The sequence below is a fragment of the Pantoea sp. USMM079 genome (genome assembly GCF_037153115.1).
Lineage (GTDB): Bacteria > Pseudomonadota > Gammaproteobacteria > Enterobacterales > Enterobacteriaceae > Pantoea > Pantoea communis.
In genome coordinates this window covers 46,823-71,431 of record NZ_JBBCKX010000013.1, presented here as the reverse complement: position 1 = coordinate 71,431, position 24,609 = coordinate 46,823, and the positions used below count along the sequence as shown (strand labels likewise).

Annotated in this window: 25 protein-coding genes; 8 read left to right on the top strand and 17 right to left on the bottom strand. The window is 55.7% G+C overall.

Translation table 11 applies throughout. The features are described 5' to 3' along the window. Positions 1 to 2 precede the first annotated feature (2 nt). The 3 genes from ubiC to WFP70_RS16960 form a co-directional block, all read right to left on the bottom strand. Complete coding sequence (ubiC, locus tag WFP70_RS16970; protein WP_038643645.1) at positions 3 to 521, bottom strand: chorismate lyase; 519 nt, start codon at positions 519 to 521, stop codon at positions 3 to 5. Positions 522 to 612: 91 nt separating this feature from the next. Then, positions 613 to 1,023, bottom strand: a complete 411-nt coding sequence (psiE, locus tag WFP70_RS16965) for a phosphate-starvation-inducible protein PsiE (RefSeq protein ID WP_058960065.1) — start codon at positions 1,021 to 1,023, stop codon at positions 613 to 615. A 70-nt stretch (positions 1,024 to 1,093) separates the two neighbouring features. Beyond that, positions 1,094 to 1,792: a UTRA domain-containing protein gene (locus tag WFP70_RS16960; RefSeq protein WP_097118935.1), complete on the bottom strand. Its 699-nt coding sequence runs from the start codon at positions 1,790 to 1,792 to the stop codon at positions 1,094 to 1,096. A 224-nt stretch (positions 1,793 to 2,016) separates the two neighbouring features. Here WFP70_RS16960 and WFP70_RS16955 point away from each other — a divergent pair, with 224 nt between their 5' ends. The 6 genes from WFP70_RS16955 (at position 2,017) to WFP70_RS16930 (ending at position 8,450) form a co-directional block, all read left to right on the top strand. Then, a complete protein-coding gene (locus tag WFP70_RS16955; RefSeq protein WP_034826973.1) occupies positions 2,017 to 3,078 on the top strand; it encodes an ABC transporter substrate-binding protein in 1,062 nt (353 codons plus the stop codon). A gap of 124 nt (positions 3,079 to 3,202) precedes the next feature. Further along, on the top strand, positions 3,203 to 4,012 hold the full coding sequence (locus WFP70_RS16950; RefSeq protein WP_058960062.1) for an alkaline phosphatase family protein: 810 nt from the start codon (positions 3,203 to 3,205) through the stop codon (positions 4,010 to 4,012). Further along, positions 4,012 to 4,860 (top strand): ABC transporter permease, encoded by an 849-nt coding sequence (locus tag WFP70_RS16945; RefSeq protein ID WP_160868406.1) that lies wholly within the window; start codon positions 4,012 to 4,014, stop codon positions 4,858 to 4,860. The genes WFP70_RS16950 and WFP70_RS16945 overlap by 1 nt, the downstream gene beginning before the upstream one ends. Positions 4,861 to 4,863: 3 nt before the next feature. Then, a complete protein-coding gene (locus WFP70_RS16940; RefSeq protein WP_034826980.1) occupies positions 4,864 to 5,649 on the top strand; it encodes an ABC transporter permease in 786 nt (261 codons plus the stop codon). A gap of 2 nt (positions 5,650 to 5,651) precedes the next feature. Next, positions 5,652 to 6,644 carry an ABC transporter ATP-binding protein gene (locus WFP70_RS16935; protein WP_337023894.1) on the top strand — a complete coding sequence of 331 codons (993 nt, stop codon included), beginning with the start codon at positions 5,652 to 5,654 and terminating at the stop codon, positions 6,642 to 6,644. A gap of 180 nt (positions 6,645 to 6,824) precedes the next feature. Further along, positions 6,825 to 8,450 carry a Na/Pi cotransporter family protein gene (locus WFP70_RS16930; RefSeq protein WP_337023893.1) on the top strand — a complete coding sequence of 542 codons (1,626 nt, stop codon included), beginning with the start codon at positions 6,825 to 6,827 and terminating at the stop codon, positions 8,448 to 8,450. Between the two features lie 162 nt (positions 8,451 to 8,612). Here WFP70_RS16930 and gntU read toward each other — a convergent pair whose 3' ends face one another. The 4 genes from gntU to WFP70_RS16910 form a co-directional block, all read right to left on the bottom strand. Further along, positions 8,613 to 9,953 (bottom strand): gluconate transporter, encoded by a 1,341-nt coding sequence (gene gntU / locus WFP70_RS16925; RefSeq protein ID WP_337023892.1) that lies wholly within the window; start codon positions 9,951 to 9,953, stop codon positions 8,613 to 8,615. A gap of 2 nt (positions 9,954 to 9,955) precedes the next feature. Then, positions 9,956 to 10,492 carry a gluconokinase gene (gene gntK / locus WFP70_RS16920; protein ID WP_034826988.1) on the bottom strand — a complete coding sequence of 179 codons (537 nt, stop codon included), beginning with the start codon at positions 10,490 to 10,492 and terminating at the stop codon, positions 9,956 to 9,958. Positions 10,493 to 10,632: 140 nt separating this feature from the next. Continuing rightward, complete coding sequence (gene gntR, locus WFP70_RS16915) at positions 10,633 to 11,628, bottom strand: gluconate operon transcriptional repressor GntR (RefSeq protein WP_034826990.1); 996 nt, start codon at positions 11,626 to 11,628, stop codon at positions 10,633 to 10,635. A 180-nt stretch (positions 11,629 to 11,808) separates the two neighbouring features. Further along, positions 11,809 to 12,504, bottom strand: a complete 696-nt coding sequence (locus WFP70_RS16910) for a pirin family protein (RefSeq protein ID WP_337023891.1) — start codon at positions 12,502 to 12,504, stop codon at positions 11,809 to 11,811. Between the two features lie 363 nt (positions 12,505 to 12,867). Here WFP70_RS16910 and WFP70_RS16905 point away from each other — a divergent pair, with 363 nt between their 5' ends. Next, on the top strand, positions 12,868 to 13,359 hold the full coding sequence (locus WFP70_RS16905) for a GNAT family N-acetyltransferase (RefSeq protein WP_058960055.1): 492 nt from the start codon (positions 12,868 to 12,870) through the stop codon (positions 13,357 to 13,359). A 67-nt stretch (positions 13,360 to 13,426) separates the two neighbouring features. On the opposite strand, the gene ggt is transcribed toward WFP70_RS16905, so the two are convergent. Beyond that, positions 13,427 to 15,178, bottom strand: a complete 1,752-nt coding sequence (gene ggt / locus WFP70_RS16900) for a gamma-glutamyltransferase (protein WP_058960054.1) — start codon at positions 15,176 to 15,178, stop codon at positions 13,427 to 13,429. 202 nt (positions 15,179 to 15,380) lie between these two features. Between ggt and WFP70_RS16895 the strand changes: the two genes are divergently transcribed. Then, entirely contained in the window at positions 15,381 to 15,659 is a 279-nt protein-coding gene (locus WFP70_RS16895; protein WP_097118926.1) for a DUF2756 domain-containing protein, read from the top strand. On the opposite strand, the gene ugpQ is transcribed toward WFP70_RS16895, so the two are convergent. From ugpQ to livH, 9 genes are all read right to left on the bottom strand, one after another. Continuing rightward, on the bottom strand, positions 15,656 to 16,399 hold the full coding sequence (gene ugpQ, locus WFP70_RS16890) for a glycerophosphodiester phosphodiesterase (protein ID WP_337023890.1): 744 nt from the start codon (positions 16,397 to 16,399) through the stop codon (positions 15,656 to 15,658). The two genes, WFP70_RS16895 and ugpQ, sit on opposite strands and share 4 nt — an antisense overlap. Further along, a complete protein-coding gene (locus WFP70_RS16885; protein WP_058960051.1) occupies positions 16,396 to 17,469 on the bottom strand; it encodes a sn-glycerol-3-phosphate import ATP-binding protein UgpC in 1,074 nt (357 codons plus the stop codon). Before WFP70_RS16885 ends, ugpQ begins: the two co-directional genes overlap by 4 nt. Beyond that, on the bottom strand, positions 17,470 to 18,315 hold the full coding sequence (gene ugpE / locus WFP70_RS16880; RefSeq protein WP_034827014.1) for a sn-glycerol-3-phosphate ABC transporter permease UgpE: 846 nt from the start codon (positions 18,313 to 18,315) through the stop codon (positions 17,470 to 17,472). It abuts the gene before it with no gap. Beyond that, a complete protein-coding gene (gene ugpA, locus WFP70_RS16875) occupies positions 18,312 to 19,199 on the bottom strand; it encodes a sn-glycerol-3-phosphate ABC transporter permease UgpA (RefSeq protein WP_034827026.1) in 888 nt (295 codons plus the stop codon). The genes ugpE and ugpA overlap by 4 nt, the downstream gene beginning before the upstream one ends. Positions 19,200 to 19,260: 61 nt before the next feature. Further along, positions 19,261 to 20,577: a sn-glycerol-3-phosphate ABC transporter substrate-binding protein UgpB gene (gene ugpB, locus WFP70_RS16870; RefSeq protein ID WP_034827028.1), complete on the bottom strand. Its 1,317-nt coding sequence runs from the start codon at positions 20,575 to 20,577 to the stop codon at positions 19,261 to 19,263. A gap of 328 nt (positions 20,578 to 20,905) precedes the next feature. After that, the gene (livF, locus tag WFP70_RS16865) at positions 20,906 to 21,619 is read right to left on the bottom strand and encodes a high-affinity branched-chain amino acid ABC transporter ATP-binding protein LivF (RefSeq protein ID WP_034827030.1); all 714 of its coding nucleotides are present in this window, start codon (positions 21,617 to 21,619) and stop codon (positions 20,906 to 20,908) included. Position 21,620: 1 nt separating this feature from the next. Continuing rightward, the gene (livG, locus tag WFP70_RS16860) at positions 21,621 to 22,388 is read right to left on the bottom strand and encodes a high-affinity branched-chain amino acid ABC transporter ATP-binding protein LivG (protein WP_034827032.1); all 768 of its coding nucleotides are present in this window, start codon (positions 22,386 to 22,388) and stop codon (positions 21,621 to 21,623) included. Next, on the bottom strand, positions 22,385 to 23,656 hold the full coding sequence (locus WFP70_RS16855) for a high-affinity branched-chain amino acid ABC transporter permease LivM (RefSeq protein ID WP_058960048.1): 1,272 nt from the start codon (positions 23,654 to 23,656) through the stop codon (positions 22,385 to 22,387). The genes livG and WFP70_RS16855 overlap by 4 nt, the downstream gene beginning before the upstream one ends. Further along, a complete protein-coding gene (livH, locus tag WFP70_RS16850) occupies positions 23,653 to 24,579 on the bottom strand; it encodes a high-affinity branched-chain amino acid ABC transporter permease LivH (RefSeq protein WP_034827036.1) in 927 nt (308 codons plus the stop codon). The genes WFP70_RS16855 and livH overlap by 4 nt, the downstream gene beginning before the upstream one ends. Between the last annotated feature and the right edge of the window lie 30 nt (positions 24,580 to 24,609).

Sequence of the window (24,609 nt, the reverse complement as noted above, 5' to 3'; positions counted from 1 at the left end):
CTTTATCCTTGATTCAGCGCGCGGTACAACGGCGACGCTGGTAAAAACAGTTCAGTTAGCAGCAGCGGTTTGCCTGATAAACGCAGGCGCGAGCGACGTCCCCACAGATCGTCCACCTGACCGGGATCGATAAAATCGCGGCTCAGCGTCGAGGAGGCGAAAAGATAGCGCCCCAGCGGACGAGTGCCAAGATTTTGCAGCATCTGCTCCGGGCCGTTCAACGTGCTTTCTGGCACCACGGTTCGCCCAATCAACCAGGGTTCGCCATCGCCGCACAGCACGATTTCACGTAACCAAAAGCGCTCATCGGCGGGCAGGAATTCCGCTTCTGGCGCCATCTCGTCAGCGGTAATAAAGCTTTCGCGGATCAGTTCCACCGTCACCTGCTGGCAATGCTGCTCGAAGCGACGCGTCATGGAGTCTTCCTCCAGCAACCAGTCAAGCAGAGGGGGGGAAAGCAAGGGGGAAGTGGCTGGCAGCCAATGCAGTGCGAGTAACTGGCGCAGCGCGTGATGCGACATCAGGACATCTCCGGAGAAAAAGTTGCCCTAGTTTAACGCAGAGAATCGGGCGTGGCACTGCTGGTTGTGCCACGCCAGACAGAAGGGGGGATTATTCGCGCTTTAAGCGATTGCTATTGGCTAACCACAGCGTGACCACCAGAATTAAAATCGCCGCTGAATAATAAAGCGTGTCGAACGGGTTTTTATGGTCAACGATAATCAGACGAATGATTGCGGTGATGCCGATATAGATGAAATAGCGCAGCGGGAAGTGATAGCCGGACTGGAAGTACTTCACTATCAGCGCGATAAATTCGAAATAGAGAAAATAGATCACGATGCCTTCGATCAGCAGGTAAGAAGACGCCTGCTCACCAGTGCTAAACAGCACATTAGCTAAATGAATCGTCTCTTTGCCAAGAAACACCACCAGGATGATGGCCAACGTCACCAGGCCAATATTCAGAACCCACTGTAATACCGAAGCAATAAGCTGCCCCGGTGCTGATTTTGTTGTCATTTTTATGCGCCTCAAAGTACGGAAACTCTCTGGCGTTATCATGCTGTAGTGTGATCAAAATCACAATATGCTACACATCAACATCCACACAGAGTGCGTCATAGCGCCAGTACTCGCAGTCACAGTCGATGACCCGTTTGTGCTGATCGCGGTTAATGCGTGTAATGAGTAATCCGGGAGTTCCGCTGGCGACATTGAGTGCAGGTGCCGCGCGCGCAGGAAGCGGGCCGGGCAGAATGGTAAAGCGAGCGCCGCCGTAGCGAATTCCATAGCGCTGATCGTAGAGATCGGTAAGTGAGCGGGTGAGGTCTTCCTCTAGCAGGCCGGGAAAAAAGGCTGGATTGAGGTAATGCTCCACGTACAACACCGCGCGCCCATCAATACGTCGCAGGCGGCGAATGCGAAACACGCTATCCCCTTCCAGTAACTGCAAATGCCGTGCAATCACCAGCTGTGCCGGGACTTCCCGTGCCTCAATCACTTCAGTGAGAGCGATGCGCCCTTGCTCGGCGGCCATGGCATGAAAGTGGCTGTGATGGGCCGGGTTATACACCAGCCTGGGTGGGGCGAGAAACCAACCTCGACGCAGTTCACGGTAAATGACGCCCTGCGCTTCCAGTAAGCCCAGCGCCTCACGCAGGGTAATACGCGTGGTGGAATAATGTTCACTTAAACTGCGCTCTGCCGGCAAACGTCCGCTGGCAAATTCACCGTTTTCAATGCGTTCGCTCAGCGCCGCAGCAATCACATCCACCGTTTTCGACGACATTTTTTTAGCCTCATTTTGGGGCAATTCTGCACTATGACAGTTCGATGACTACAATATGACAGGCATATCCCACGCTTTCGCGCGCTGTATCCGCATGTGGAGCTACGCGTCACACCACATTTCACCACCATGGTCATAAAACCTTCATCTGATCGGGCTACATTGGCTCGGTTCTTGCTGGACTAGACCAAGACGTCCCACAACTTACACCCGGAGCAACCGAGATGAAAGCGTTTATCTCCTCTGTAGTAGCCAGTGCCGTACTGCTTGCGCTGCCCGCCGCGCACGCCGCCGATAACGACCTTGCCGCGCTGGAAAAAGCCGCGCGTGCTGAGGGCCAGGTCAACAGCGTCGGTATGCCAGACAGCTGGGCGAACTGGAAAGACACATGGAATGACATCAACAGCAAATATGGCCTGAAGCACAGCGATACCGATATGTCATCGGCGCAGGAGCTGGCTAAATTTGATGCAGAGAAAGAGAACGCCAGCGCCGATATCGGTGATGTGGGTGCCGCGTTCGGTCCGGTCGCTGTGACCAAAGGTCTGGCACAACCGTACAAACCGACGCATTGGGATCAAATTCCGAGCTGGGCAAAAGACAGCGAAGGAAACTGGATGCTGGCTTACACCGGCACCATCGCCTTCCTGATCGACAAGCAGCAGGTGAAAGATGCACCGCACAGCTGGGCCGATCTGAAGAAAGGTAAGTATGTGGTCACTATCGGTGACGTCGGTGTGGCTGCTCAGGCGGCTAACGGCGTACTGGCGGCCAACTACGCGATGGGCGGTGATGAGAAGAACCTGAAGCCAGCCCTGAAATTCTTTGGCGAACTGGCTAAAGAAGGCCGTCTGGGCGTGACCGATCCGGTGATTGCCAACATTGAGAAAGGTGAAATTCAGGTTGCCGTGGTATGGGACTTCAACGGTCTGAATTACCGCGATCAGATCGACAAAAACCGCTATGAAGTGGTGATCCCGTCTGATGGCTCCGTGATTTCCGGTTACAGCACCATCATCAACAAATACGCCAAACACCCGAACGCCGCCAAACTGGCGCGTGAATACATCTTCTCTGATGCCGGTCAGATCAACCTGGCGAAAGGTTATGCACGTCCAATCCGCGCTGAGCATTTAACTCTGCCAGCCGATGTGCAAGCCAAACTGCTGCCGCAGTCTGAGTACAAAAATGCCCGCCCGATCAAAGATCAGGCTGCATGGGATAAGAGCTCGAAAATGCTGCCGCGTCTGTGGCAAGAGAACGTGATTATCAATATGAAGCAGTAATTTGCACACACCCTGGCGGCGCGATGTCGCGCATCGCTCTGTAGCGACAACGCTGCGCATCGATACGCAATACGTTGCGCCGCTAAGCGCAGTGCCCGCAATTTGAATGATGTAAGGAACGGGAATGAAAACAATCCTGGTGGTACTGGATGGCCTGAGCAATCAGGTGGCACAGCATGCGATGGGCTATCTGTTTGCTGAATGCAAACAGGGCAACGGCCAATACTACACGCTGACCTGCGAACTGCCTTCGCTGTCACGTCCGCTGTATGAATGCATTCTGACTGGGATTCCGCCGGTGCAGAGCGGCATTATTCATAACGGCGTCAATCGATTGAGCAATCAGCGCAGCATCTTCCATTACGCCCGCGCCGCCGGTTTAACCACGGCCGCTGCCGCCTATCACTGGGTGAGTGAGCTGTATAACCAATCCCCGTTCAACAATGCGCGTGATCGCCACACCGTCGCCCCCGATTTGCCGATTCAATACGGCCACTTTTACTGGGACGACAGTTATCCGGATTCCCACTTGTTTGAAGATGCCGAGAGCCTGCGTCTGAACCACGATCCGGACTTTTTACTGATTCACCCCATGAATATCGACGATGCCGGGCACAAGCATAGCCTGTCATCGCCACAATATCGCAACCGCGCACGTATGGCCGATGGCTATCTGTCGCAGTGGATGCCCGGCTGGCTCGCTGCGGGCTATCAGGTGATCGTCACCGCCGACCACGGCATGAACGATGACCGCTCGCACGGCGGCATTTTGCCGGAAGAGACGCAGGTGCCGCTGTTTGTGTTTGGTGCGGGCTTCTCCCGTCAGCCCGATCTCGAACCGCAGCAAACTGAACTGTGTGGCATCGTTTGCACGCTGCTGGGCATTGAGCACGATAAACCGGTGTGCCACGGTTTGCTGGCGGAGCCGCGTTAATGAAGGGCAAAACCCTCGCCACGCTGTTGCTGCTGCCGTTCGCCTTCTTTTGGGTTGCCTTCCAGCTCGCGCCGCTGCTGTGGATCGCCATCAACAGCTTCTGGAGCGACATGAACGAGCGTTGGGGTATCGATAACTACACCGATATCCTCACTTCACCGTTTTACCTGCAGGCGTTTCGTCTGTCGCTGGATATCTCCATCTGGTCGAGCATTTACGGCCTGCTGATCTCGTTGATTGCCGGCTATTCGCTGCATCAGCCAGGCAGCGGCCGCTTTCAGCGCTTCCTGATGTCGTTTACCAACATGACCAGCAACTTTGCGGGCGTGCCGCTGGCGTTCGCCTTTGTGATTCTGCTGGGCATGAACGGCTGTCTGACGCTGCTGCTGCGCCACTTCGGCATGCTGGAAGGGTTCAAGCTGTTCTCGCGTGACGGCATGGTGCTGGTTTACACCTGGTTCCAGATCCCGCTCGGTATTCTGCTGCTCTATCCGGCGTTTGATGGCTTACGCAAAGATTGGGAAGAGTCAGCCGCACTGCTCGGTGCCAGCCGCTGGCGCTACTGGTGGCATATTGGCTTACCCATTCTGTTCCCGGCGCTGTTGGGCACCTTCGTGATTCTGCTGGCCAATGCGCTGGGTGCTTACGCCACCATTTATGCGCTGACCACCGGTAACTTTAACGTGGTGCCAGTGCGTATTGCGGCGCTGGTGTCGGGTGATATCTCGCTCGATCCGAATACCGGCGGTGCGCTGGCCATGTTGCTGGTGTTCATTATGGCGCTGATTACCGTGGTGCAGCAGTATCTGGTGCGCCGCAGTTATCTCAACGCGAAATCACAGGAGTAGAACGTGTCTCGCGCGGAAAAAATTTATCATCGCCTGATTATCTGGCTGCTGCTGATCATCCTCGCCGCCCCGTTGCTGGCGACGTTGCTGTATGGCATCTCGACTGACTGGAGCGACACCATTCTGCCGCAGGGCTTTACCCTGAAGTGGTTGATTGAGCTGTGGAGCGATCCGCGTTTCCTGACCGCATTGGGCCACTCCTTGCTGATTTGCTTTGGCGCGCTGCTGTTCTCATTAGTGCTGGTGCTGCCTGCGATGTTTGTAATCGCTTACTATTATCCGAAGCTGGATGCGGTGATGAACGTGCTGATTCTGATGCCGTTTGCCGTGCCGCCAGTGGTGTCATCCGTTGGCCTGCTGCAGCTTTATTCCTCGTCGCCGCTGATGATTACGGGGACGCCATGGATTCTGGTTGGCTGTTACTTCACCATCGCACTGCCGTTTATTTACCGTGCCATTGCCAACAATATGCAGGCGATCAATCTAAAAGAGCTGATTGATGCATCTCATCTGCTGGGTGCCAGCACCTGGCAGGCGGCACTGTTTGTGGTGCTGCCGAATTTACGCAAAGGCGTGTTCATCGCGGTGCTGCTCTCCTTCTCATTCCTGATAGGTGAGTTTGTGTTCGCTAACCTGTTAGTCGGTACCCGCTATGAAACCTTGCAGGTGTATCTCTACAATATGCGTAACGGCAGCGGCCACTTTACCAGTGCGCTGGTGATCTCTTATTTTGCTGTCGTCCTGCTGGTCACCTGGCTGGCGAATGCCCTCAATCCTGAACGAGGCTGACCATGAGTTATCTGAACGTCACCCAGCTGAACAAAAGCTACGGCCCCACCAGCATCTTTGAAAATATCGATTTCAGCGCCGATGAAGGTGAGTTTGTTACCCTGCTCGGCCCGAGCGGCTGCGGCAAATCAACGCTGCTGCGCTGCATCGCCGGTCTGACCGATGTCGATAGCGGCAAAATTCTGCTGCAGGGTCAGGATATCGTGCCGCTGCCACCGCAGAAACGTACCATCGGCATGGTGTTTCAGAGCTACGCACTGTTCCCCAACATGACGGTGGAGAAGAATGTGGCGTTTGGCCTGAAAATGCAGAAACTGCCAGGCGGCGATATTCAGAAACGGGTAATGGAAGCGCTGGCACTGGTCGAGCTGACCGATTTCGCCCGCCGTTATCCGCACCAGCTTTCTGGCGGACAATGCCAGCGTGTTGCCTTAGCTCGCTCGCTGGTGACGCGCCCTCGTTTGCTGTTGCTGGATGAGCCGCTCTCCGCACTGGACGCGCGCATCCGCCGCCATCTGCGCGAACAGATCCGCAATATCCAGCAAGAGTTGAAGCTCACCACCATTTTCGTGACTCACGATCAGGAAGAGGCGCTGACGCTGTCTGACCGTATCGTGCTGATGAATCGTGGCAAAATCGTACAGAACGGTAACGCCGAAGCCCTCTACACGCAGCCAGCCGACCTGTTTGCCGCCGGGTTTATCGGCAACTACAACCTGCTGAGTGCGGAACAGGCAACGCAGCTCACCGGCCAGACATTCACGGGTCAGGTAGCGATTCGACCTGAGTCAATCCGCTTGGGTGCACCGCAGGATGGCATTCCGGCCACTATTCTCAGTCACAGCCTGCTAGGTAACGTGATCCGTTATCGTGTACTGGCGCATGGGGTTGAATTGTCAGTGGATGTGCTGAACCGCAGCGTGGCGGATTTGCACCCTGCTGGCATGCAAATTGGTCTACAGTTAGAGATGTCGACGTTGCGCCAGGTTGCTTAAATTTAACGAGAAATTGGCAACGCAACGCGGCAGTATTCAGCGTTAATGCAGCCTGTTAATCGTTGTCGCGGCGGCCTTTAGGCTGCCCATGGCCGCACTTCGGTGCGCCAGACACCTCGGTACTCACCCACAGGCTTGCAGTTGGTGCAATGTAAGTCTGAGGATAAGGAACCGCCCGACGTGTTGACCCTGCTCAATCTCTTGTCCGCCGTGGCCCTGCTGGTATGGGGCACGCACATTGTGCGCACCGGCATCATGCGCGTGTACGGCGCCGATTTGCGCCGGGTGCTCAGCCGCAGCGTGGAAAAGAAGCCAATGGCGTTTCTCGCCGGGATTGGCGTCACCGCGCTGGTGCAGAGCAGCAATGCCACCACCCTGCTCGTCACCTCGTTTGTCGCACAGAATCTGGTGAGTCTGACGCCTGCGCTGGTGGTGGTGCTCGGTGCCGATGTCGGTACCGCCATCATGGCGCGTATCCTGACCTTCGATCTCTCCTGGCTATCGCCGCTCTTCATCTTCTTTGGTGTGGTGTTCTTCCTCAGCCGTAAGCAGACGCGGGCCGGACAAATGGGTCGAGCTGCCATTGGCCTTGGCTTAATTCTGTTAGCGCTACAGTTGATCGTGGCCGCTGCTAAACCCATTACCCAGGCGGCGGGCTTACAGGTGCTGTTCTCCACGCTAACCGGCGATGTCATGCTGGATGCACTGATTGGCGCGGTATTCGCCATCATCAGTTATTCCAGCCTGGCGGCGGTGCTGATCACCGCTACACTGACGGCAGCGGATGTGATTTCCTTCAAAGTGGCGCTCTGTTTGGTGATTGGTGCCAACCTCGGCAGTGGTTTGCTGGCAATGATTAACGCCAGTGGCTCAAATGCTGCGGGAAAACGCGTGGCACTGGGCAGCCTGCTGTTCAAGCTCATTGGCAGCCTGGCGATTTTGCCACTGGTGAATTATATCGCTGATATTCTGGACAAGATGCCGGTCGATGACGAAGAACTGGTGATCTTTTTCCATGTATTTTACAACCTGATTCGCTGCCTGATTATGGTGCCATTCGCCGAACCGATGGCGCGCTTGTGCCGTCGTATGATTTCCGACGAGCCGGAAACCGATGCCCATTTACGCCCTAAACATCTCGACCGCAGCGCGCTGGATACCCCTGCGCTGGCATTGGCCAATGCGGCGCGCGAAACCTTGCGCATCGGTGATGTCGTTGAACACATGATGGAGTCCTTCAATAAAGTAGTGCATGGCGAACTGCGTGAAGAGCGCGCGGTGCGGCGTCTGGATGATGATGTCGATGTGCTGTATACCGCCATCAAACTCTATCTGGCGCGCATGCCGAAGGAGGATTTGGCCGAGGAGGATTCGCGCCGCTGGGCCGAGGTCATCGAGATGGCACTCAACCTTGAGCAGGCGGGCGATATCATTGAACGCATGTCTGCGGACGTGGCGGTGAAATCGCTGAACGCCCGTCGGGCATTTTCCCCCGAAGGGCTGGAAGAGCTGAACACATTGCAGGAGCAGGTACTCAACAATCTGCGCCTCAGTTTGTCGGTGTTTCTGTCGAAAGATATCCCCAGCGCGCGCCGACTACGCCGCTCCAAACACCGTTTTCGCATCCTGATCCGTCGTTTCTCACACGCGCACGTTGAGCGGTTGCATCAGAAGAATGTGCAGAGCATCGAAACCAGCTCCCTGCATCTAGGGTTGCTGGGAGATATGAAGCGGCTGAACTCGCTGTTCTGTGCGGTGGCTTATACGGTGCTGGATCAGCCGGATGATGAGCGGGATGAGGATTAACGAACAGTCTGGTGCGATGATCAACGGCTGCGGGATGCAGCCACATCGTCATACATGCGCGACCAATCGGCTGTGCTATTCGGTCAGGTCGCCATCAATGGCAACCTGCCGTGCGGATAGGTGAATTTTATAGGGTGCGCATTGCGGCGCACCTAAAAATTCTTACGACAGCAGAGTGAACGCGATCATCCCGACAATGGCACCGGTGGTACCCAGAATGGTTTCCATCAGCGTCCAGGTTTTCAGCGTTTCACCTTCCGTTGCACCGGTGAAGCGGCCAAACAGCCAGAAACCGGCATCGTTGACGTGACTAATAATGATGGAGCCACCCCCGATGCAGATCGACAGCGCCGCCAACTGCGCGCCGCTGTAGTGCAACGGTTCAATCACTGGCATCACCAGGCCCACGGTCGTCAGACAGGCCACGGTCGCCGATCCCTGAATCACACGGATCGCACCGGAAAGGATGAAGCACGCCAGCGCAATCGGCATCCCGGCGCCAGTGAGCGCGTGCCCCAATACCGGGCCGACGCCAGAATCCACCAGCACCTGCTTGAACACACCGCCCGCACCGATCACCAGCAGAATAATGCCTGCCGGTTGCAGCGCACTGCCGCACACCTGCATCACCTTCTCTTTGTCCATTCCCTGGCGATAGGCCAGACCGTAAATCGCTACCAGACACGCCAGCAGGATCGCCGTAAACGGATGGCCGATAAACTCCAGCCACTCGTAGAGACGTGAATCCGGTGAGGTGAAGCGCGCCCCGATGGTTTTCAGGCCCACCAGCAGCAGCGGGAACAGGATCAGTGCCAGGCTGAAGCCAAACGACGGCAGCTTACCCTCTTCCACTTCTGGCTGATGATCTTCCGGCGGCGCACTGAAACTGACATGGCGGGCAATAAAATTGCCAAACAGCGGACCCGCAATGAGCATACCGGGAATCGCTGCACACAGGCCCAGCAGGATCATCCAGCCAAAGTCCGCGTGCATCTGGGAAGCCAGCAGCATCGGGGCCGGCCCCGGCAGCAGAAACGCCGCAGAGGCCGCCACACCAGCAAACAGTGGAATGACCAACTTCACTAAGTTGCCATGGGTACGACGCGCCACGGCAAAGGCGATGCTGATCAGCAAGACCACCGCCACTTCAAAGAACAGCGGCAGCGCGCAGATCAGCCCGGCAATCCCCATCGCGTAGTGCGCCCGGTTTTCACCAAAGGCTTTCAGCATGCGGATAGCGATTTGATCGACTGCGCCGGTTTCATGCAGGATTTTGCCGAACATCGCGCCCAATGCCACCACGATGGCGAGAAATCCGAGCGTTCCGCCCATGCCTTTTTGCATGGTGTCAGCAATTTTATCCAGTGGCATGCCAGAGAACAGACCGGCACCAATTGAGACTAACATCAGGGCGACAAAGGCGTGCATACGCGCTTTCATCACCAAAAACAGCAGCAGCAGGACGGAGCCTGCTGCGGTTAACACCAGCGTTGCGGTACTCATTACTAACCCTTGTTGGTTGCTTCCTCAATGGTCGCAACCGTGGCCGCAACGACTTCATCCAGTGAATGATTGATATCAACCACCAGTACATCGGGCTCGTCAGCCCCAGGCTCTTGCAAGGTCTCAAACTGCGTCACCAGCATCTGCGGCTTAAAGAAGTGACCTTTACGTGCTTTCAGACGCGATTCGATGGTTTCGAAATCGCCCTTCAGATAGATGAATTTCAGGTTTTGGTTGCCCTGTCGCAGGATGTCGCGGTAGGACTTTTTCAGCGCAGAGCAGACGATAATCGAAATAGCCTGGGTGCGCTGCATGGCGAAGGCGGCATCATTCAGCGCCTGCAGCCACGGCTGGCGATCGTTATCATCCAGCGGATGACCGTCGGCCATTTTCATGATGTTGCTACGCGGATGCAGGAAATCGCCATCCAGAAATGCCGTGCTCAACTGATGAGAAACCTGATTAGCGACAGCAGACTTTCCGCTGCCGGAAACGCCCATCAGGATAAAAACGTGGTGCGATGGAGATGGCGTGGTCATGGTTTTGCGCTCCGGCAGGTTGACTGCCAATGTTACCGATAACAAATTTGATTATCATTGTCGGAGGCCACTGCAGGACTGGCAACCCTTGTTAGGTGGAAAAGCACGAAAGTGTGAACTGACTCAAATAATCGCCAAAATCAGATGCTGCCACCTTCTGCAATTTCAAACCCGACATCCAGCGGCTCGGTCACGCTGCGGTCGCCGCCGATGCGCGCCAGCAGCATCGCAGCCGATTCGCGTCCCATGCGCTCACGCGGGGTCAGCACCGTGGCCAGGCGCGGCGTGACCACTTGCGTAATATCGTGGCCGTGGAATCCGGCAATCGCCATTTGCGCAGGTACGTTTAACCCCTGACGCTGGCACTCAAACATCGCGCCGACCGCCAGGTCATCGTTGGTACAAAACAGGCTGTCGGTTTCGGGATAGCGTTTCTGCGCCTCACGCAGCAGCTGCGCGCCGGCACTGAAGGAGGAAGCATCTTCCATCATCACACTGTGCGGGGTGAGCCCGGCTTCACGCATTGCCTTTTCGTAGCCCTGCTGTTTTTGCAGAGTACGTTCATCAAGACGCGCGCCAAGATAAACGGTGTGGCGGTGGCCTTTTTTCAGAATAGCATGCGTCATCTGGCGCGCCGCTTCGACGTTATCGAAGCCCACCGCCATATCGAGGCACGGCGTCACCGAATCCATCATCTCAATCACCGGAATGCCGGCCACTTCCAGCATACGCAGCGTGCCGGGCGTGTGGGTGCGTTCGGTCAGGATAACGCCATCGATGTTCCAGCCCAGTAACGAACGCAGCTGTAGCTCCTCTTTATCAGCGTTATAGCCAAAGTGCGCCACCAGCGTTTGATAACCGGCCTCATCGGTGACAGTTTCAATGCCGCGTAACACGTCGGCGAACACCTGGTTGGTGAGCGAAGGCAGCAGCACGCCGATGGCGCGACTGGTGGCATTGGAGAGCATATCGGGGGCGCGATTGGGGATATAACCGAGTTCATCCAGTGCGACGGCGATCTTATCGCGCAGCGCCGCAGAGACCTGATCGGGGTTTCGCAGGTAGCGACTGACGGTCATTTTTGTGATGCCGACGCGATCGGCAACGTCCTGTAGTACCGGCCTTTTCTTCTTCATCGTATGCGCCTGAGGTCAGAGATACGATGAGTCTATCATTTTTTTTTCAATTTCAGGCTTTGCGGAAAACCATGAATTCACGCTCTGATTTTGTGCACATCGGTACGCACCCAACGAAAAGTCGGCAAAAAATGCAAGGTCGCCATAGAGGGCAACCTTGCACGATTTATTGACAGGCTGTTACACCGGCGGCAGATCAAACAGCAGAATCTCTGCATCGCTGTCAGCGTTGATGGTCAGCGCGCTTTCATCCCAGATCGCCAGCGCATCGCTGGTGCCTACCTGCTCGCCATTGACGCTCACCAGGCCTTTTACCACCTGAATCCACACACGACGACCCGCTTCGACAGTCACCGCGTCGCTTTCACCTTCGGCAAACACCCAGCGCGACAAGGTCATATCCTGGAACACTTTCAGCGATCCTTCACGCTCATCCGGAGACAGCACAAACTGGCGTCCTTTCACGTCTTCAAAGCGGCGCTGCGCATAGCGCGGCTCAATGCCTTTGCGCTCTGGGATGATCCAGATCTGATACAGATGCAGCGGATCTTTGTCACTGGCGTTGTACTCTGAATGGCGCACGCCAGTACCGGCGCTCATGATCTGGAACTCGCCCGTGGGGATCTGCTCTTTGTTGCCCATGCTGTCCTGATGTTCTACGGTGCCAGACAGCACATAGGTCAGGATCTCCATATCTTTATGCGGATGAGTACCAAAACCCTGGCCGCCATCGATCACGTCTTCGTTGATGACGCGCAAGGCCGAGAAGCCCATGAAGTTGGCGTCGTAGTAATCGGCGAAGGAAAACGTGTGCCAGCTATCGAGCCAGCCGTGGTTAGCGTGACCGCGTTGTTCTGCTTTGCGTACGTAGATCATGTTCAATTCTCCTCAATGTTTTTTACAGTGTGGGCTTGAGAGAGATTGATTGATAGCTGAAAAACTTCACGCCTCTGTTCAAAAATGCTGAACGTTTTGGCGGTGATCGGACAATGAGGATGAAAGAGGCAAATAGCAGGCAAAAAAAAAGCCAGCACCCGAGCTGGCTAAGAAACACTGGAAGCAATGTGAGCAATGTCGTGCTTACCCGGTAGTCAGGAGACGTTCCCGGTCCGCATGACAATAATAATCATTATCATTCGCGTCTGTAAACCCCTTTTGAGAATTATTTTCGATTGACGACTTGCGAGAATTCCTTGATGTTAAAGGGGATTTTATTCACTTTGCACAAGGAGTCGCTTTATGAGTCAGATCGTCATTCGCCACGTAATCCCAGAAGATGCTGCTGCACTAACACGTCTCTACAGCCAACCGGAGACGCAGGCGAATACATTGCAACTGCCACACCAGTCACCCACGCTATGGCAGGAACGCCTTAGCAATCCACGTCCGGGTGTGCATATGCTAGTGGCAATGATTGACGATCAACTGGCTGGGCAAATCACGCTAGAAGTGCAATCTGTCGCACGACGTCGCCATGCCGCTACCTTTGGCATGGGCGTTGATCCCGCCTTTCACCGTCGCGGCGTAGGCTCGGCGCTGATGGCCGCGATGATTGACCTGTGTGACAACTGGCTACAAGTGACACGAATCGAGTTAACCGTGTTCGCTGATAACCATAAAGCGATGGGTCTTTATCAGAAGTTTGGCTTTGAGATCGAAGGGACGGCGAAGCGTTTTGCCATGCGCGACGGCGAGATGATTGATACGCATTACATGGCGCGATTAAAATAACTTGCGCGATGAATCGCGCCGCTACAACTCGTACTGAGGCGGTAGCGGCGCACTTTATTACGCTAAATTAATACCCGGCACTCAAATCATCCACCGAGCGCGGATCCGAAGCACCATAGCGCATGCCGTCCGGCCCAATCATAATGCTCTGCGTGCTGCCCATCGCGGGCATCACTTTTACATGCTGACCTTTAGCTTCCAGCAAACGCAGCGTATCCGGGCTAAAGCCTTTCTCCACGCGCAACTGATCCGGCAACCACTGATGGTGGAAACGCGGCGCATTGGTCGCTTCCGCCACGTTCATACCGAAATCGATGCTGTTCACCACCATTTGCAGCACGGTGGTGATAATACGGCTGCCGCCAGGGCTACCTGTCACCAGCCAGGTTTTGCCGTCTTTGGCAATGATAGTCGGTGACATCGATGACAATGGACGTTTAGCCGGTTGCACCGCATTCGCCTCGCCGCCCACTAAACCATACACGTTTGGTGTGCCCGGCTTAGCGGAGAAGTCATCCATTTCGTTGTTCATCAGGATACCGCTCTGCCCGGCAACAATCCCGCTGCCGAAGTAGGTATTCAGGGTGTAAGTCACCGCCACTGCGTTGCCGTCTTTATCCACCACCGAGAAGTGGGTGGTCTGGTTACTTTCGTACGGCTCCAGCTTGCCCGGTTTAATTTCGCTGGAAGGACGCGCTTTGTTGACGTCAATCTGCTGCGCCAGGGTTTTGGCGTAGGCTTTGCTGGTCAACGCCTGCTGCGGCACTTTGACGAAATCCGGATCGCCAAGGTATTCCGAGCGGTCGGCATAAGCGTATTTTTCCGCTTCCGCCATCACCTGCATAGCGTCCGCACTGCCAAAGCCCCACTTCGCCAGATCAAAGTTCTCCAGGATGTTGAGGATCTGCACGATGTGAATCCCACCTGAAGACGGTGGCGGCATTGAGAACACTTCATAGCCGCGATAGGTGCCGCTGACCGGTTTACGCTCTACCGCACGGTAGGCGGCCAGATCCGGTTTGCCAATCAATCCGCCATGCTGTGCCATTTCTCCGGCGATCTCATCGGCAATTTTGCCTTTGTAGAACGCATCCGGCCCTTGTTGCGCAATCAACTGCAGGCTATGAGCGAGGTTTTTCTGCACCAGACGCTCGCCTTTTTGATACGGCTTACCGTCTGCTTTGTAGAAAATCGCCCGGCTGTTGTCATGGTTGATCAGCGTCTCTTTGCCGTAGGTCGCCAAATCGTCCGCCAGCGCATCGTTAACAATGATGCCCTCACGCGCCAGCTTAATCGCCGGAGCAAGCAGTTTGCTCAGCGGGAGCGTGCCGTATTTTTGTGCCGCCAGCGCAAATCCAGCAACAGTTCCCGGCGTGCCGGAGGCTAAGTGAGAAGTGAGCGACAACTTCGGATCGGCATTACCCTGCTTATCGAGGAACATATCGCGTGAGGCACGCGCTGGCGCCATTTCACGGAAATCGATCGCCGTGGTGCGTCCCGATGCGGTACGCAGCATCATAAAGCCACCACCGCCGAGATTACCGGCTTGTGGATGAGTGACGGCTAATGCGAAGCCCACTGCAACGGCCGCATCTACGGCATTACCGCCCTGCTTCAGAATATCGACGCCCACCTGGGTGGCTATCGCATCCACCGACGCCACCATACCGTGCTGCGCCTTCACCGGATGGAAGGTGTCACTGTCCACGCCGTATGACACCGGTGGCGCGCTGGCGGGCGCGGCAAACGCCCCCTGTACCACGGTAAAACTCATCAATAATGCCCAGCCAACCTGACGCACGCTGCCCTTTAGTCTCATTTGCGATCTTCCTTTGCGATTATTTACATTTGTTATTTTTTGATGCAAGTGTTTGCAAACACGATAAAAAGCGTAGCAGTAAGCCAAATTCGGCGCACTCCTGGTTCAGGACTTTGTGACATCGCATAAACTTATGACAGCAGCCATTGTTGCCATATTGATGGCGACAGCACACAGCAGGCTGCATTAATGGAGGAAGACCATGAAAAAATGGCTAATCGTTATCGCTGCGTTGCTGCCGTTAAGCAGCATGGCAAATATGCTGAACAGCACAAATGACCCGAACAAGCCTGGCTATAACCCGAGCCAGCAGCGCATGCAGTCGCAAATGCAGACTCAGCAGCAACAACAACAGTTGAAGCTGAAACAGGATCAGCAGCAGCAGAATCAGGAGTTACAGCGGAAAATGCAGGAGCGAAGGGATAGCGCCCAGCAGCGCATGATTCAGCAACAGCCGGGCCAGCAGCAAAACCAGAATTAACGGAAGTCGGGACCGATAATGTCGATGCGGTCAGTACAGATGGCATCGACGCCCCAACTCAGCAGCTCGCGCGCTCGCGCGGGCTGATTCACCGTGTACGCCAAAATATGCAATCCGGCGGCTTTCAGCTGCGCGGTGCGTTCGGCATCCAGCAGTTTGTGATTGAGATGGATAGAGACGCAATCCAGCGCGCTCGTCAGCGCCAACCAATCTTCGCGCCACTCATCCAATAGCAATCCGCGTGGCAACTCAGGCACCGCCTGCATTGCCGCTTCCAGTGCTTCATAAGAGAAGGAAGAGAGCAGCGGCGCCGTTTGCCCCTGCCACAGTTCTCGCGCGGCCAACGCCACATCGCGTCCGGTTTCCACCTCTTTGCCGGTGGTCGGCTTGATCTCAACGTTCGCCATCATCTGATGCTGGCGGCAGCGATCGGCCACGTCACGCAGCAGTGCCAGCGGCTCGCCTTCATACTCACGGCTGTACCAGCTACCCGCATCCAGCTGCGATAGTTTACTCCATGAGAGATCGCCCGCCACACCCCAGCCGTTGCTGGTGCGATCCAGCGTATCGTCATGCAGCAGGAACACCTGTTTATCATCCGACAGCTTGGCATCAAACTCGATCATGGTATGACCGTACTGCGCGCCGACATCTATTGCCGCCAGCGTATTTTCCGGAGCCAGTTTACCGCCGCCGCGATGGGCGACGATCTGTGGGTATGGCCAATTTTCTACACTCATTCCAGACGCTTTCCATGGGTTGAATCGAAGAAGTGTAACGCATCTGGCGGCAGTTGCAGCCATAAGGTGCTGCCCGATTGCGGACGCTCACTGTGCGGCAAACGTACGACCAGGCGAGTGTTGCCGATGCGGCCGTGCGCGAGATTATCCGCACCCAGCATCTCCAGCGTATCGACCACTAATGGAATGCCGCCCGCTGCTTGCGAGCTGAGCACCAGATGCTCAGGACGGATGCCCAACGTAAGGGGACGATTCGCCCACTTCGCTTTGCTCTCGCCCAATGGCAAGCTATTAAGCGCATCGAGCGTAAAGCGCGTGCCGTCGCTGTTGATCTGGCCTGGCAGCAGATTCATTGCCGGTGCACCGATAAACGACGCCACAAACTGGCTCGCCGGACGCTCATACACTTCCACCGGCGTGCCGACCTGCTCGACCACGCCTTTGTTCATCACCATCACGCGCTGGGCCAACGTCATGGCTTCTACCTGATCGTGCGTCACATACAGACTGGTGGTTTTCAGGCGACGGTGCAGTTGTTGCAGCTCAAGACGCATCTGCACACGCAGGCGCGCATCGAGGTTCGACAGCGGCTCATCGAACAGGAACACCGCTGGTTCACGCACGATGGCGCGGCCCATTGCCACACGCTGGCGCTGTCCACCGGAAAGCTCACGCGGACGACGTGACAGCAGGTGATCCAGTTCCAGACTGCGCGCGGCTTCCATTACGCGTTGATCGATCTGCTCTTTACCCATGCCGCGAATTTTCAGGCCATAGGCCATATTCTCACCCACGGTCATGTGCGGATAAAGCGCATAGTTCTGGAACACCATGGCGATGCCACGATCTTTCGGTTCCATGTTAGTGACGCGTTTGTCGTCGATGTAGATATCGCCGGAAGTCACACGTTCCAGGCCTGCCACCATGCGCAGCAGCGTCGACTTGCCGCAGCCGGAAGGGCCCACCATCACCATAAATTCGCCATCGTTGATGGTGATATTCAGTGGCTGAATGATCTGATTTTTGCCGTCATACGATTTGGTGACGGTCTGAAGGGTTACGCCTGCCATTTATTTATCACTCTCCACCAGGCCACGCACAAAGGCACGTTGCATCACGAGTACCACCACCACCGGTGGGATCAGGGTTAATAACATTGCCGCCATCACTTCGTTCCACTGCGTCGGCCCACCGCTGGTGTTGATCATACTTTTCACCCCGGCGACCGCCGTGCTGAGACTGGGATCGTTGATGATCAACAGCGGCCACAGATACTGGTTCCAGCCGTAGATAAAGGTGATCACGAACAGCGCCGCGAGGTTGGTTTTGGACAGTGGCAAAACGATGTCCCAGAAGAAGCGCATCGGGCTGGCGCCATCAATGCGCGCCGCTTCAATCAGCTCATCCGGCAGCGACATAAAGAACTGGCGGAACAGGAAGGTCGCAGTTGCTGAAGCCATGAGCGGCAGGGTTAAGCCACTGTAGCTGTCGAGCATGTGCAGGTTTGAAATCACTTCTACCGTCGGAAAGATACGCACTTCCACCGGCAGCATCAGGGTGATGAAGATCAGCCAAAAGAACAGTGAGCGCAACGGGAAACGGAACCACACCAGTGCAAACGCGGAGAGCATCGATACCGCGATTTTACCCACCGTAATGCCGAGCGCCATGATCAGGCTGTTGAGCATCATCATGCCAAAGGCCGGACCGCTGCCGTTGACGCCCTGGGTCCAGATGCGCGAAATGTTGTCCCACAGATGTGTGCCGGGCACTAAGGTCATCGGCACCTGATACACCGCTTCGTTATCCAGCGTGGCGGCGACTATCGCCACGTACAGCGGGAACAGAATGGTCAGGACACCGAGCACCAGCAGGGTATGGCTGAAGATATCCAGCCCGCGTCGATTCTCAATCATTGGTATTGCACCTTACGCTCGACAAAGCGGAATTGCAGGATCGTCAGGCCAATCACCAGCAGCATCAGCACCACGGATTGCGCGGCAGAGGATGAGAGATCCAGACCGGTAAAGCCTTCGCGATAAATTTTGTAGATCAGCGTGGTAGTGGCCTGCACCGGACCGCCGCCGGTCGCGGCATCGATCACCGGGAAGGTGTCGAAGAAGGCATACACCAGGTTGACCACCAGCAGGAAGAAACTCACCGGGGTGATCAGCGGCAGTGACAGATTGAAGAAGCGACGCACCGGCCCAGCACCGTCAATCGCCGCCGCTTCCACCAGCGATTTGGGGATCGATTGCAGTGCGGCAAAGAAGAACAGGAAGTTGTAGCTCATCTGCTGCCAGATGGATGCCAGCACGATCAGGAACATCGCCTGACCGCTGTTTTGCGCGTAGTTCCAGTTATAGCCAATCTGGTTCAGCAGATGGCTGAACAGGCCGAGGCCGGGGTTGAACAGGAACATCCACAGCACCGCCGCAACGACCGGCGCAACGGCGTAAGGCAGCAGCAATAGCGTTTGGTACAATTTTTTCAGACGCACCACGTAGTCGACCAGCGCCGCCAGCAGCAGCGAGAAGGTCATGCCGCACACCGTAACCAGTGCGCTGAATTCGATGGTGGTCCAGAAAGAGTCGAGATAATAGCTGTCACTGAACAGGCGTTTGAAGTTATCCAGCCCGACGAAGGTGCTGGAAATACCAAAGGGATCGATGCTTTGCAGCGAATACCACAGCGCTTCACCGGCCGGCCACAGGAAGAAAATAGCGGTAATCACCAGTTGTGGTGCCACCAGCAAATAGGGCAAAAAACGGGAGCGAAAAACGGGGCGTGATGAGGACATAGCAGACTCGCCAAAAGAGAAATCGGGGCTGACGCCATGCGCCAGCCCCGAGACAACGGAATTACTTCACTTGCTGTTCAAAACGACGCAGCAGTTCGTTTCCGCGCTTCACAGCGTTATCCAGTGCAGCCTGTGGAGCCTGTTTGCCCGTCCACACGCCTTCCAGCTCTTCGTCCACAATGGTACGAATCTGTGGCATGTTGCCCAGACGCATGCCTTTGGTGAACGGCAGTGGATCTTTGTTCAGCATCTGACGCGTGGCGATGTCTGCGCCTGGGTTCTTGTCATAGAAGCCCTGTTGCTTGGTCAGCTCATATGCAGCAGTGGTGATTGGCAGGTAACCGGTCTTCTGGTGCCATTCTGCGGCGATTTCTGGCTGAGCCAGGAATTTCATGAACTCTGCTACGCCTTTATAGGTGTCGGCATCTTTGCCTTTCATCACCCACAGGCTTGCGCCGCCGATGATGGCGTTCTGCGGTGCGTTAGGCACAGTTGAGTCGTAAGGCATCATGCCAACGCCGAAGTTGAATTTCGCGTAATGCTTGATATCCGCCAGTGAACCGGATGAGGCCGTGGTGATGCCGCAGTCGCCGTTATAGAACTTAGCGGTAGACTCATCTTTACGACCGAAGTAGGTGAAATCACCCTTCTTGTTCATGTCTTCCAGCATCTGGATGTGGCGCACCTGAACCGGCTTGTTGAATTCCAATACCGCATCGGTACCGTCAAAGCCGTTGTTTTTGGTGGCAACCGGCAGTGCATGCCAGGCGCTGAAGTTTTCGATTTGAATCCAACCCTGCCAGCCGCTGGCGTAACCACAAGTCATGCCCGCTTTACGCAGTGCGTCGGCGTCTTTTGCCAGTTCCTGCCAGGTTTTAGGCGGCTGGTCTGGGTTCAGACCGGCTTTCTTGAAGGCATCTTTGTTGTAGTACAGCACTGGGGTTGAGCTGTTGAACGGCTGAGAGATCAGCTGGCCATTGCTGTCGCTGTAATAACCTGCAACCGCTGGCACGAACTGTTTTGGATCCATCTGCACGCCCGCGTCTTTAAACACGTCATGCACAGGCACGATAGCTTTTGAAGCCATCATGGTCGCCGTACCCACTTCGTAAACCTGCAGAATCGCCGGTGCTTTACCGGTACGCACAGCAGCGATACCCGCTGCCAGGCTCTGCTCGTAGTTACCTTTGTAAGTCGGTACGATTTTGTATTCTGGGTGAGCCTGGTTAAAACGTTGTGCCAGAGAATCGACTTCTTTGCCTAACTCGCCTTCCATTGAGTGCCAGAAAGGAATGTCAGTGGCAGCCAGCGCGTTACCACTGAGCGCCAGACCAAGCAAAACACTCATCAGGCGGGGACGAAGCGTAAAAGCGGACATAAGTTTTTTCCTGTGCTGTTAGGTACGCGCGATATCACGCATTTTTTTGTTCGCGAAGTAACATGACACGGGGAAATGACGGATTAATAACAGGTTTATGACGGGAATGTGACGGAGATTGCGCGTATTAGAAAGTTTAAAGTGGCACAAGTTATCTCAAACTTGAGCCACTGTTTAGACCGCCAGCGTTGCAGTCAGACCGCACCTTTTATCAGACCGTCGGCGGCGCAGCCAGATTGCGGGCGGACAGCGCACAGCCACCGGAACGTACTCTTAGTACGTGAGGATGGCGAGCACTGCCCAACCGCAAGCTGGCAAGTAAGCCAGGTCAGGCGCCCAGATAAGCGCTGCGTACCGCTTCGTTGGACAACAGCGCTTCACCACTGTCTTCCAGCACCACATGACCGTTCTCCAGCACGTAGCCGCGATCGGCGAGCTTCAGCGCCTGGTTGGCGTTTTGCTCCACCAGGAAAATGGTCATGCCCTCTTTACGCAACTGTTCAATCGTATCGAAAATCTGCTGAATAATAATCGGTGCTAAACCTAAAGAAGGTTCGTCGAGTAACAGCAAACGCGGCTGGCTCATTAGCGCACGACCAATCGCCAGCATCTGCTGTTCACCACCGGACATGGTGCCCGCGCGCTGCACTTTACGTTCAGCCAGACGCGGGAACAACTGATACACCCGCTCAATGCGCTCCTGATACTGCTGACGCGTGGCAAAGAAGCCGCCCATCGCCAGGTTCTCTTCCACCGTCATCCGGGAAAATACGCGGCGGCCTTCCGGCACAATCGCAATCGCTTCACGCATGATTTTGGCGGTTTGCCAGTCGGTGATCTCTTTGCCGTCGAAGATAATAGTGCCACTGGTGGCACGCGGTTCGCCGCACAGGGTGCCGAGCAACGTGGTTTTACCCGCGCCGTTAGCCCCAATCAGGGTGACAATTTCACCCTGACTGATGTGCAGGTTAATGTTGTGCAGTGCCTGAATCGGGCCGTAATGGGCACTCACCCCTTGCAACGTTAAAATTGGGTTTGCCATATTACGCCTCACCTAAATAAGCACGGATCACATCCGGATTGTTACGCACTTCTTCCGGCGTACCGTTAGCCAGCGGCGTCCCCTGGTTCACCACATAGATGCGGTCAGAAATCCCCATCACCAGCTTCATATCGTGTTCGATTAACAGCACCGAGACCTTATGCTCACCGCGCAGTTCGGCAATCAGTTCGTCCAGTTCGTGGGTTTCGCGTGGGTTAAGTCCTGCGGCAGGCTCATCCAGCATCAGGATTTCCGGACGCGTCACCATGCAGCGCGCAATCTCCAGACGACGCTGCTGGCCGTAAGCGAGGTTGCCCGCCTGGCGATTGGCCAGCTCCAGCAGGCCGATGCGATCCAGCCAGGTGGCAGCACGATCCAGCGCTTCACTCTCCCCGCGACGGAACGCCGGGGTTTTGAACAGGCCGGAGAACACGCCACTTTTCAGGTGCTGATGCTGCGCGACCAGCAGGTTTTCAATCACCGTCATCTCACGGAACAGTCGCACGTGCTGGAAAGTACGCACGATGCCCATACGCGCAATCTTCTGGCCTGGCTGGCCCTGCAACTCCTGATCGCGCAGTTTGATGGTACCGCCGGTCGGCTTGTAAAAACCAGTCAGGCAGTTGAACACCGTGGTTTTACCGGCACCGTTCGGCCCGATCAGTGACACGATTTCCTGGGGATGCAGTTCCAGCGCCACATTGTTGACGGCCAACAGCCCGCCAAAGCGCATCATCAAGCCTTCAACGGCTAACAAAGGCTGACTCATGCCTGCTCTCCTTGTTTACTGCTTTTCAACTTCAGGTGTGGGCGCTTCATCGGCAACAATCCTTGCGGACGCCAAATCATCATCAGCACCATCAAACCACCCAACACCAGCATGCTGTACTCGTTCAGATCACGCATCAATTCGCGCGACACCACCAGCAGCACGGCCGCGAGGATCACCGCAAACTGCGAACCCATGCCGCCCAGTACCACAATCGCCAGCACAAAGGCTGATTCGACGAAGGTGAAGGATTCCGGGCTAACAAAACCCTGACGTGCGGCAAACAGCGTGCCAGCAAAACCGGCGAACACGGCGCTGATGGTGAAAGCGGTCAGCTTGATGCGTGTTGGGCTGAGTCCCAATGAACGACAGGCGATCTCATCTTCACGCAGCGCTTCCCACGCACGGCCTAATGGCATACGCAGCAATCGGTTGATGACGAACAGCGTCAGCACCACCAGCAGCAACGCCACCAGATAGAGGAAGATTACGCGGTGGTTAGGATCGTACTGCAGGCCCGTTAGCTCATGGAAAGTAGTCCAGCCGCCTTCACTGACGCGACGCCCAAACTCAATGCCAAACAGGCTTGGTTTAGGAATCTGCGCGATACCGTTTGGACCGCCGGTAATAGAGGTGCTGTTGAGCAGCAGAATACGCACGATCTCACCGAAGCCGAGCGTCACAATCGCCAGATAGTCACCGCGCAGACGCAGCACCGGGAAGCCTAGCATCAGACCAAACGCACCGGCGACAATCCCCGCCAGCGGCAGACTTTCCCAGAAGCCAAAGCCGTAATAGTGATTGAGCAGCGCGAAGGTGTAAGCGCCGATGGCATAGAAACCGCCATAGCCCAGCACCAGCAGGCCAGAAAGACCGACGACCACGTTGAGGCCGAGACCGAGCATCACGTAGATCAGCGTTAATGTGGCGATATCGACACTGCCGCGTGACACCAGAAACGGCCACAGCACCGCAGCAACAATCAACAGCGCCATCACCAGCTTTTGCTTTGGCGTCGAACCATCGAAGCCCGGCAGCACGAAGCCTTTACCGCTGCGTTTGAATTTGCCATGGAACAGCGGACGCAGCAGTTGGAAAACAAACACCACGGCACAGCCGATGAAAATCCAGTTCCAGCGTGCGGCCCCGGCGTTAGCCACCACCAGTTTGGTACCGTCCAGATCGAGACGGACGCCCATAAAGAAGGTGGCGAGAATCAATAACATCACCGTTGAAATCACGGCGTTGACCAGTCCGAGGCGTTTCATACTTTCTCCACCTCCGGACGGCCCAGAATCCCGGTCGGCATCACCAGCAGCACCACAATCAGCAGCGCGAACGACACCACATCTTTGTATTCGGTCGACAGATACGCCGAGGTCAGCGCTTCCGCGATACCCAGCACCAGACCACCAATCATCGCGCCCGGAATACTGCCGATACCGCCTAATACCGCAGCGGTAAACGCCTTCATCCCGGCCATAAAGCCGATGAACGGGTTAATGGAGCCGTAGAACTGGCCGAGCAGCACGCCCGCCACCGCCGCCATCGCCGCACCAATAATGAAGGTCAGTGAAATCACGCGGTCAGTGTTAATCCCCAGCAGACTGGCCATTTTCAGGTCTTCCGCACAGGCGCGGCAGGCGCGGCCCATACGTGAATAACGAATAAACAGCGTCAGGGCCAGCATCGAGAGGAAGGTCACGACCCAAATCACCAGTTGCATGGTGGAGAGCGTGGCAGCAAAGCCGTTGCTCTCGCCCAGCGTCCACTGGCCGGTAATCAGGCTTGGCAACGCCAGATCGCGCGAACCTTGCGTCAGACTGACGTAGTTCTGCAGAAAGATCGACATCCCAATAGCCGAAATCAGCGCGATCAAGCGCTTAGAGGAGCGCACGGGTTTATACGCCACGCGCTCAATGCTCCAGCCGTAGGCGCTGGAGATGATCACCGCCATCACGAACCCGGCGGCAATCATCAGCCACGTGGTATCGATACCCATCATCATCAGGGCGGCAATCACAATAAAGGAGACATAACTGCCGATCATATACACCTCGCCATGGGCGAAGTTGATCATGCCGATGATGCCGTAAACCATGGTGTAACCAATGGCGATCAGCGCGTAAGTGCTCCCGAGGGTGACCCCGTTGAACATCTGCTGAATGAAATAGAGAAACTGCTCGGACATAGTGAGGACCTGCATGTGGACTAAAAATCC

Coding starts and splice junctions, on each gene's coding strand:
- ugpB (WP_034827028.1), bottom strand. CDS start 20,577: ATGTCCGCTTTTACGCTTCGTCCCCGCCTGATGAGTGTTTTGCTTGGT.
- gntK (WP_034826988.1), bottom strand. CDS start 10,492: ATGACCACGCCATCTCCATCGCACCACGTTTTTATCCTGATGGGCGTT.
- ugpA (WP_034827026.1), bottom strand. CDS start 19,199: ATGTCCTCATCACGCCCCGTTTTTCGCTCCCGTTTTTTGCCCTATTTG.
- ugpE (WP_034827014.1), bottom strand. CDS start 18,315: ATGATTGAGAATCGACGCGGGCTGGATATCTTCAGCCATACCCTGCTG.
- WFP70_RS16895 (WP_097118926.1), top strand. CDS start 15,381: ATGAAAAAATGGCTAATCGTTATCGCTGCGTTGCTGCCGTTAAGCAGC.
- psiE (WP_058960065.1), bottom strand. CDS start 1,023: ATGACAACAAAATCAGCACCGGGGCAGCTTATTGCTTCGGTATTACAG.
- WFP70_RS16905 (WP_058960055.1), top strand. CDS start 12,868: ATGAGTCAGATCGTCATTCGCCACGTAATCCCAGAAGATGCTGCTGCA.
- livG (WP_034827032.1), bottom strand. CDS start 22,388: ATGAGTCAGCCTTTGTTAGCCGTTGAAGGCTTGATGATGCGCTTTGGC.
- livH (WP_034827036.1), bottom strand. CDS start 24,579: ATGTCCGAGCAGTTTCTCTATTTCATTCAGCAGATGTTCAACGGGGTC.
- WFP70_RS16950 (WP_058960062.1), top strand. CDS start 3,203: ATGAAAACAATCCTGGTGGTACTGGATGGCCTGAGCAATCAGGTGGCA.
- WFP70_RS16855 (WP_058960048.1), bottom strand. CDS start 23,656: ATGAAACGCCTCGGACTGGTCAACGCCGTGATTTCAACGGTGATGTTA.
- gntR (WP_034826990.1), bottom strand. CDS start 11,628: ATGAAGAAGAAAAGGCCGGTACTACAGGACGTTGCCGATCGCGTCGGC.
- WFP70_RS16935 (WP_337023894.1), top strand. CDS start 5,652: ATGAGTTATCTGAACGTCACCCAGCTGAACAAAAGCTACGGCCCCACC.
- gntU (WP_337023892.1), bottom strand. CDS start 9,953: ATGAGTACCGCAACGCTGGTGTTAACCGCAGCAGGCTCCGTCCTGCTG.
- ggt (WP_058960054.1), bottom strand. CDS start 15,178: ATGAGACTAAAGGGCAGCGTGCGTCAGGTTGGCTGGGCATTATTGATG.
- ubiC (WP_038643645.1), bottom strand. CDS start 521: ATGTCGCATCACGCGCTGCGCCAGTTACTCGCACTGCATTGGCTGCCA.
- WFP70_RS16960 (WP_097118935.1), bottom strand. CDS start 1,792: ATGTCGTCGAAAACGGTGGATGTGATTGCTGCGGCGCTGAGCGAACGC.
- WFP70_RS16910 (WP_337023891.1), bottom strand. CDS start 12,504: ATGATCTACGTACGCAAAGCAGAACAACGCGGTCACGCTAACCACGGC.
- ugpQ (WP_337023890.1), bottom strand. CDS start 16,399: ATGAGTGTAGAAAATTGGCCATACCCACAGATCGTCGCCCATCGCGGC.
- WFP70_RS16885 (WP_058960051.1), bottom strand. CDS start 17,469: ATGGCAGGCGTAACCCTTCAGACCGTCACCAAATCGTATGACGGCAAA.
- WFP70_RS16955 (WP_034826973.1), top strand. CDS start 2,017: ATGAAAGCGTTTATCTCCTCTGTAGTAGCCAGTGCCGTACTGCTTGCG.
- WFP70_RS16945 (WP_160868406.1), top strand. CDS start 4,012: ATGAAGGGCAAAACCCTCGCCACGCTGTTGCTGCTGCCGTTCGCCTTC.
- livF (WP_034827030.1), bottom strand. CDS start 21,619: ATGGCAAACCCAATTTTAACGTTGCAAGGGGTGAGTGCCCATTACGGC.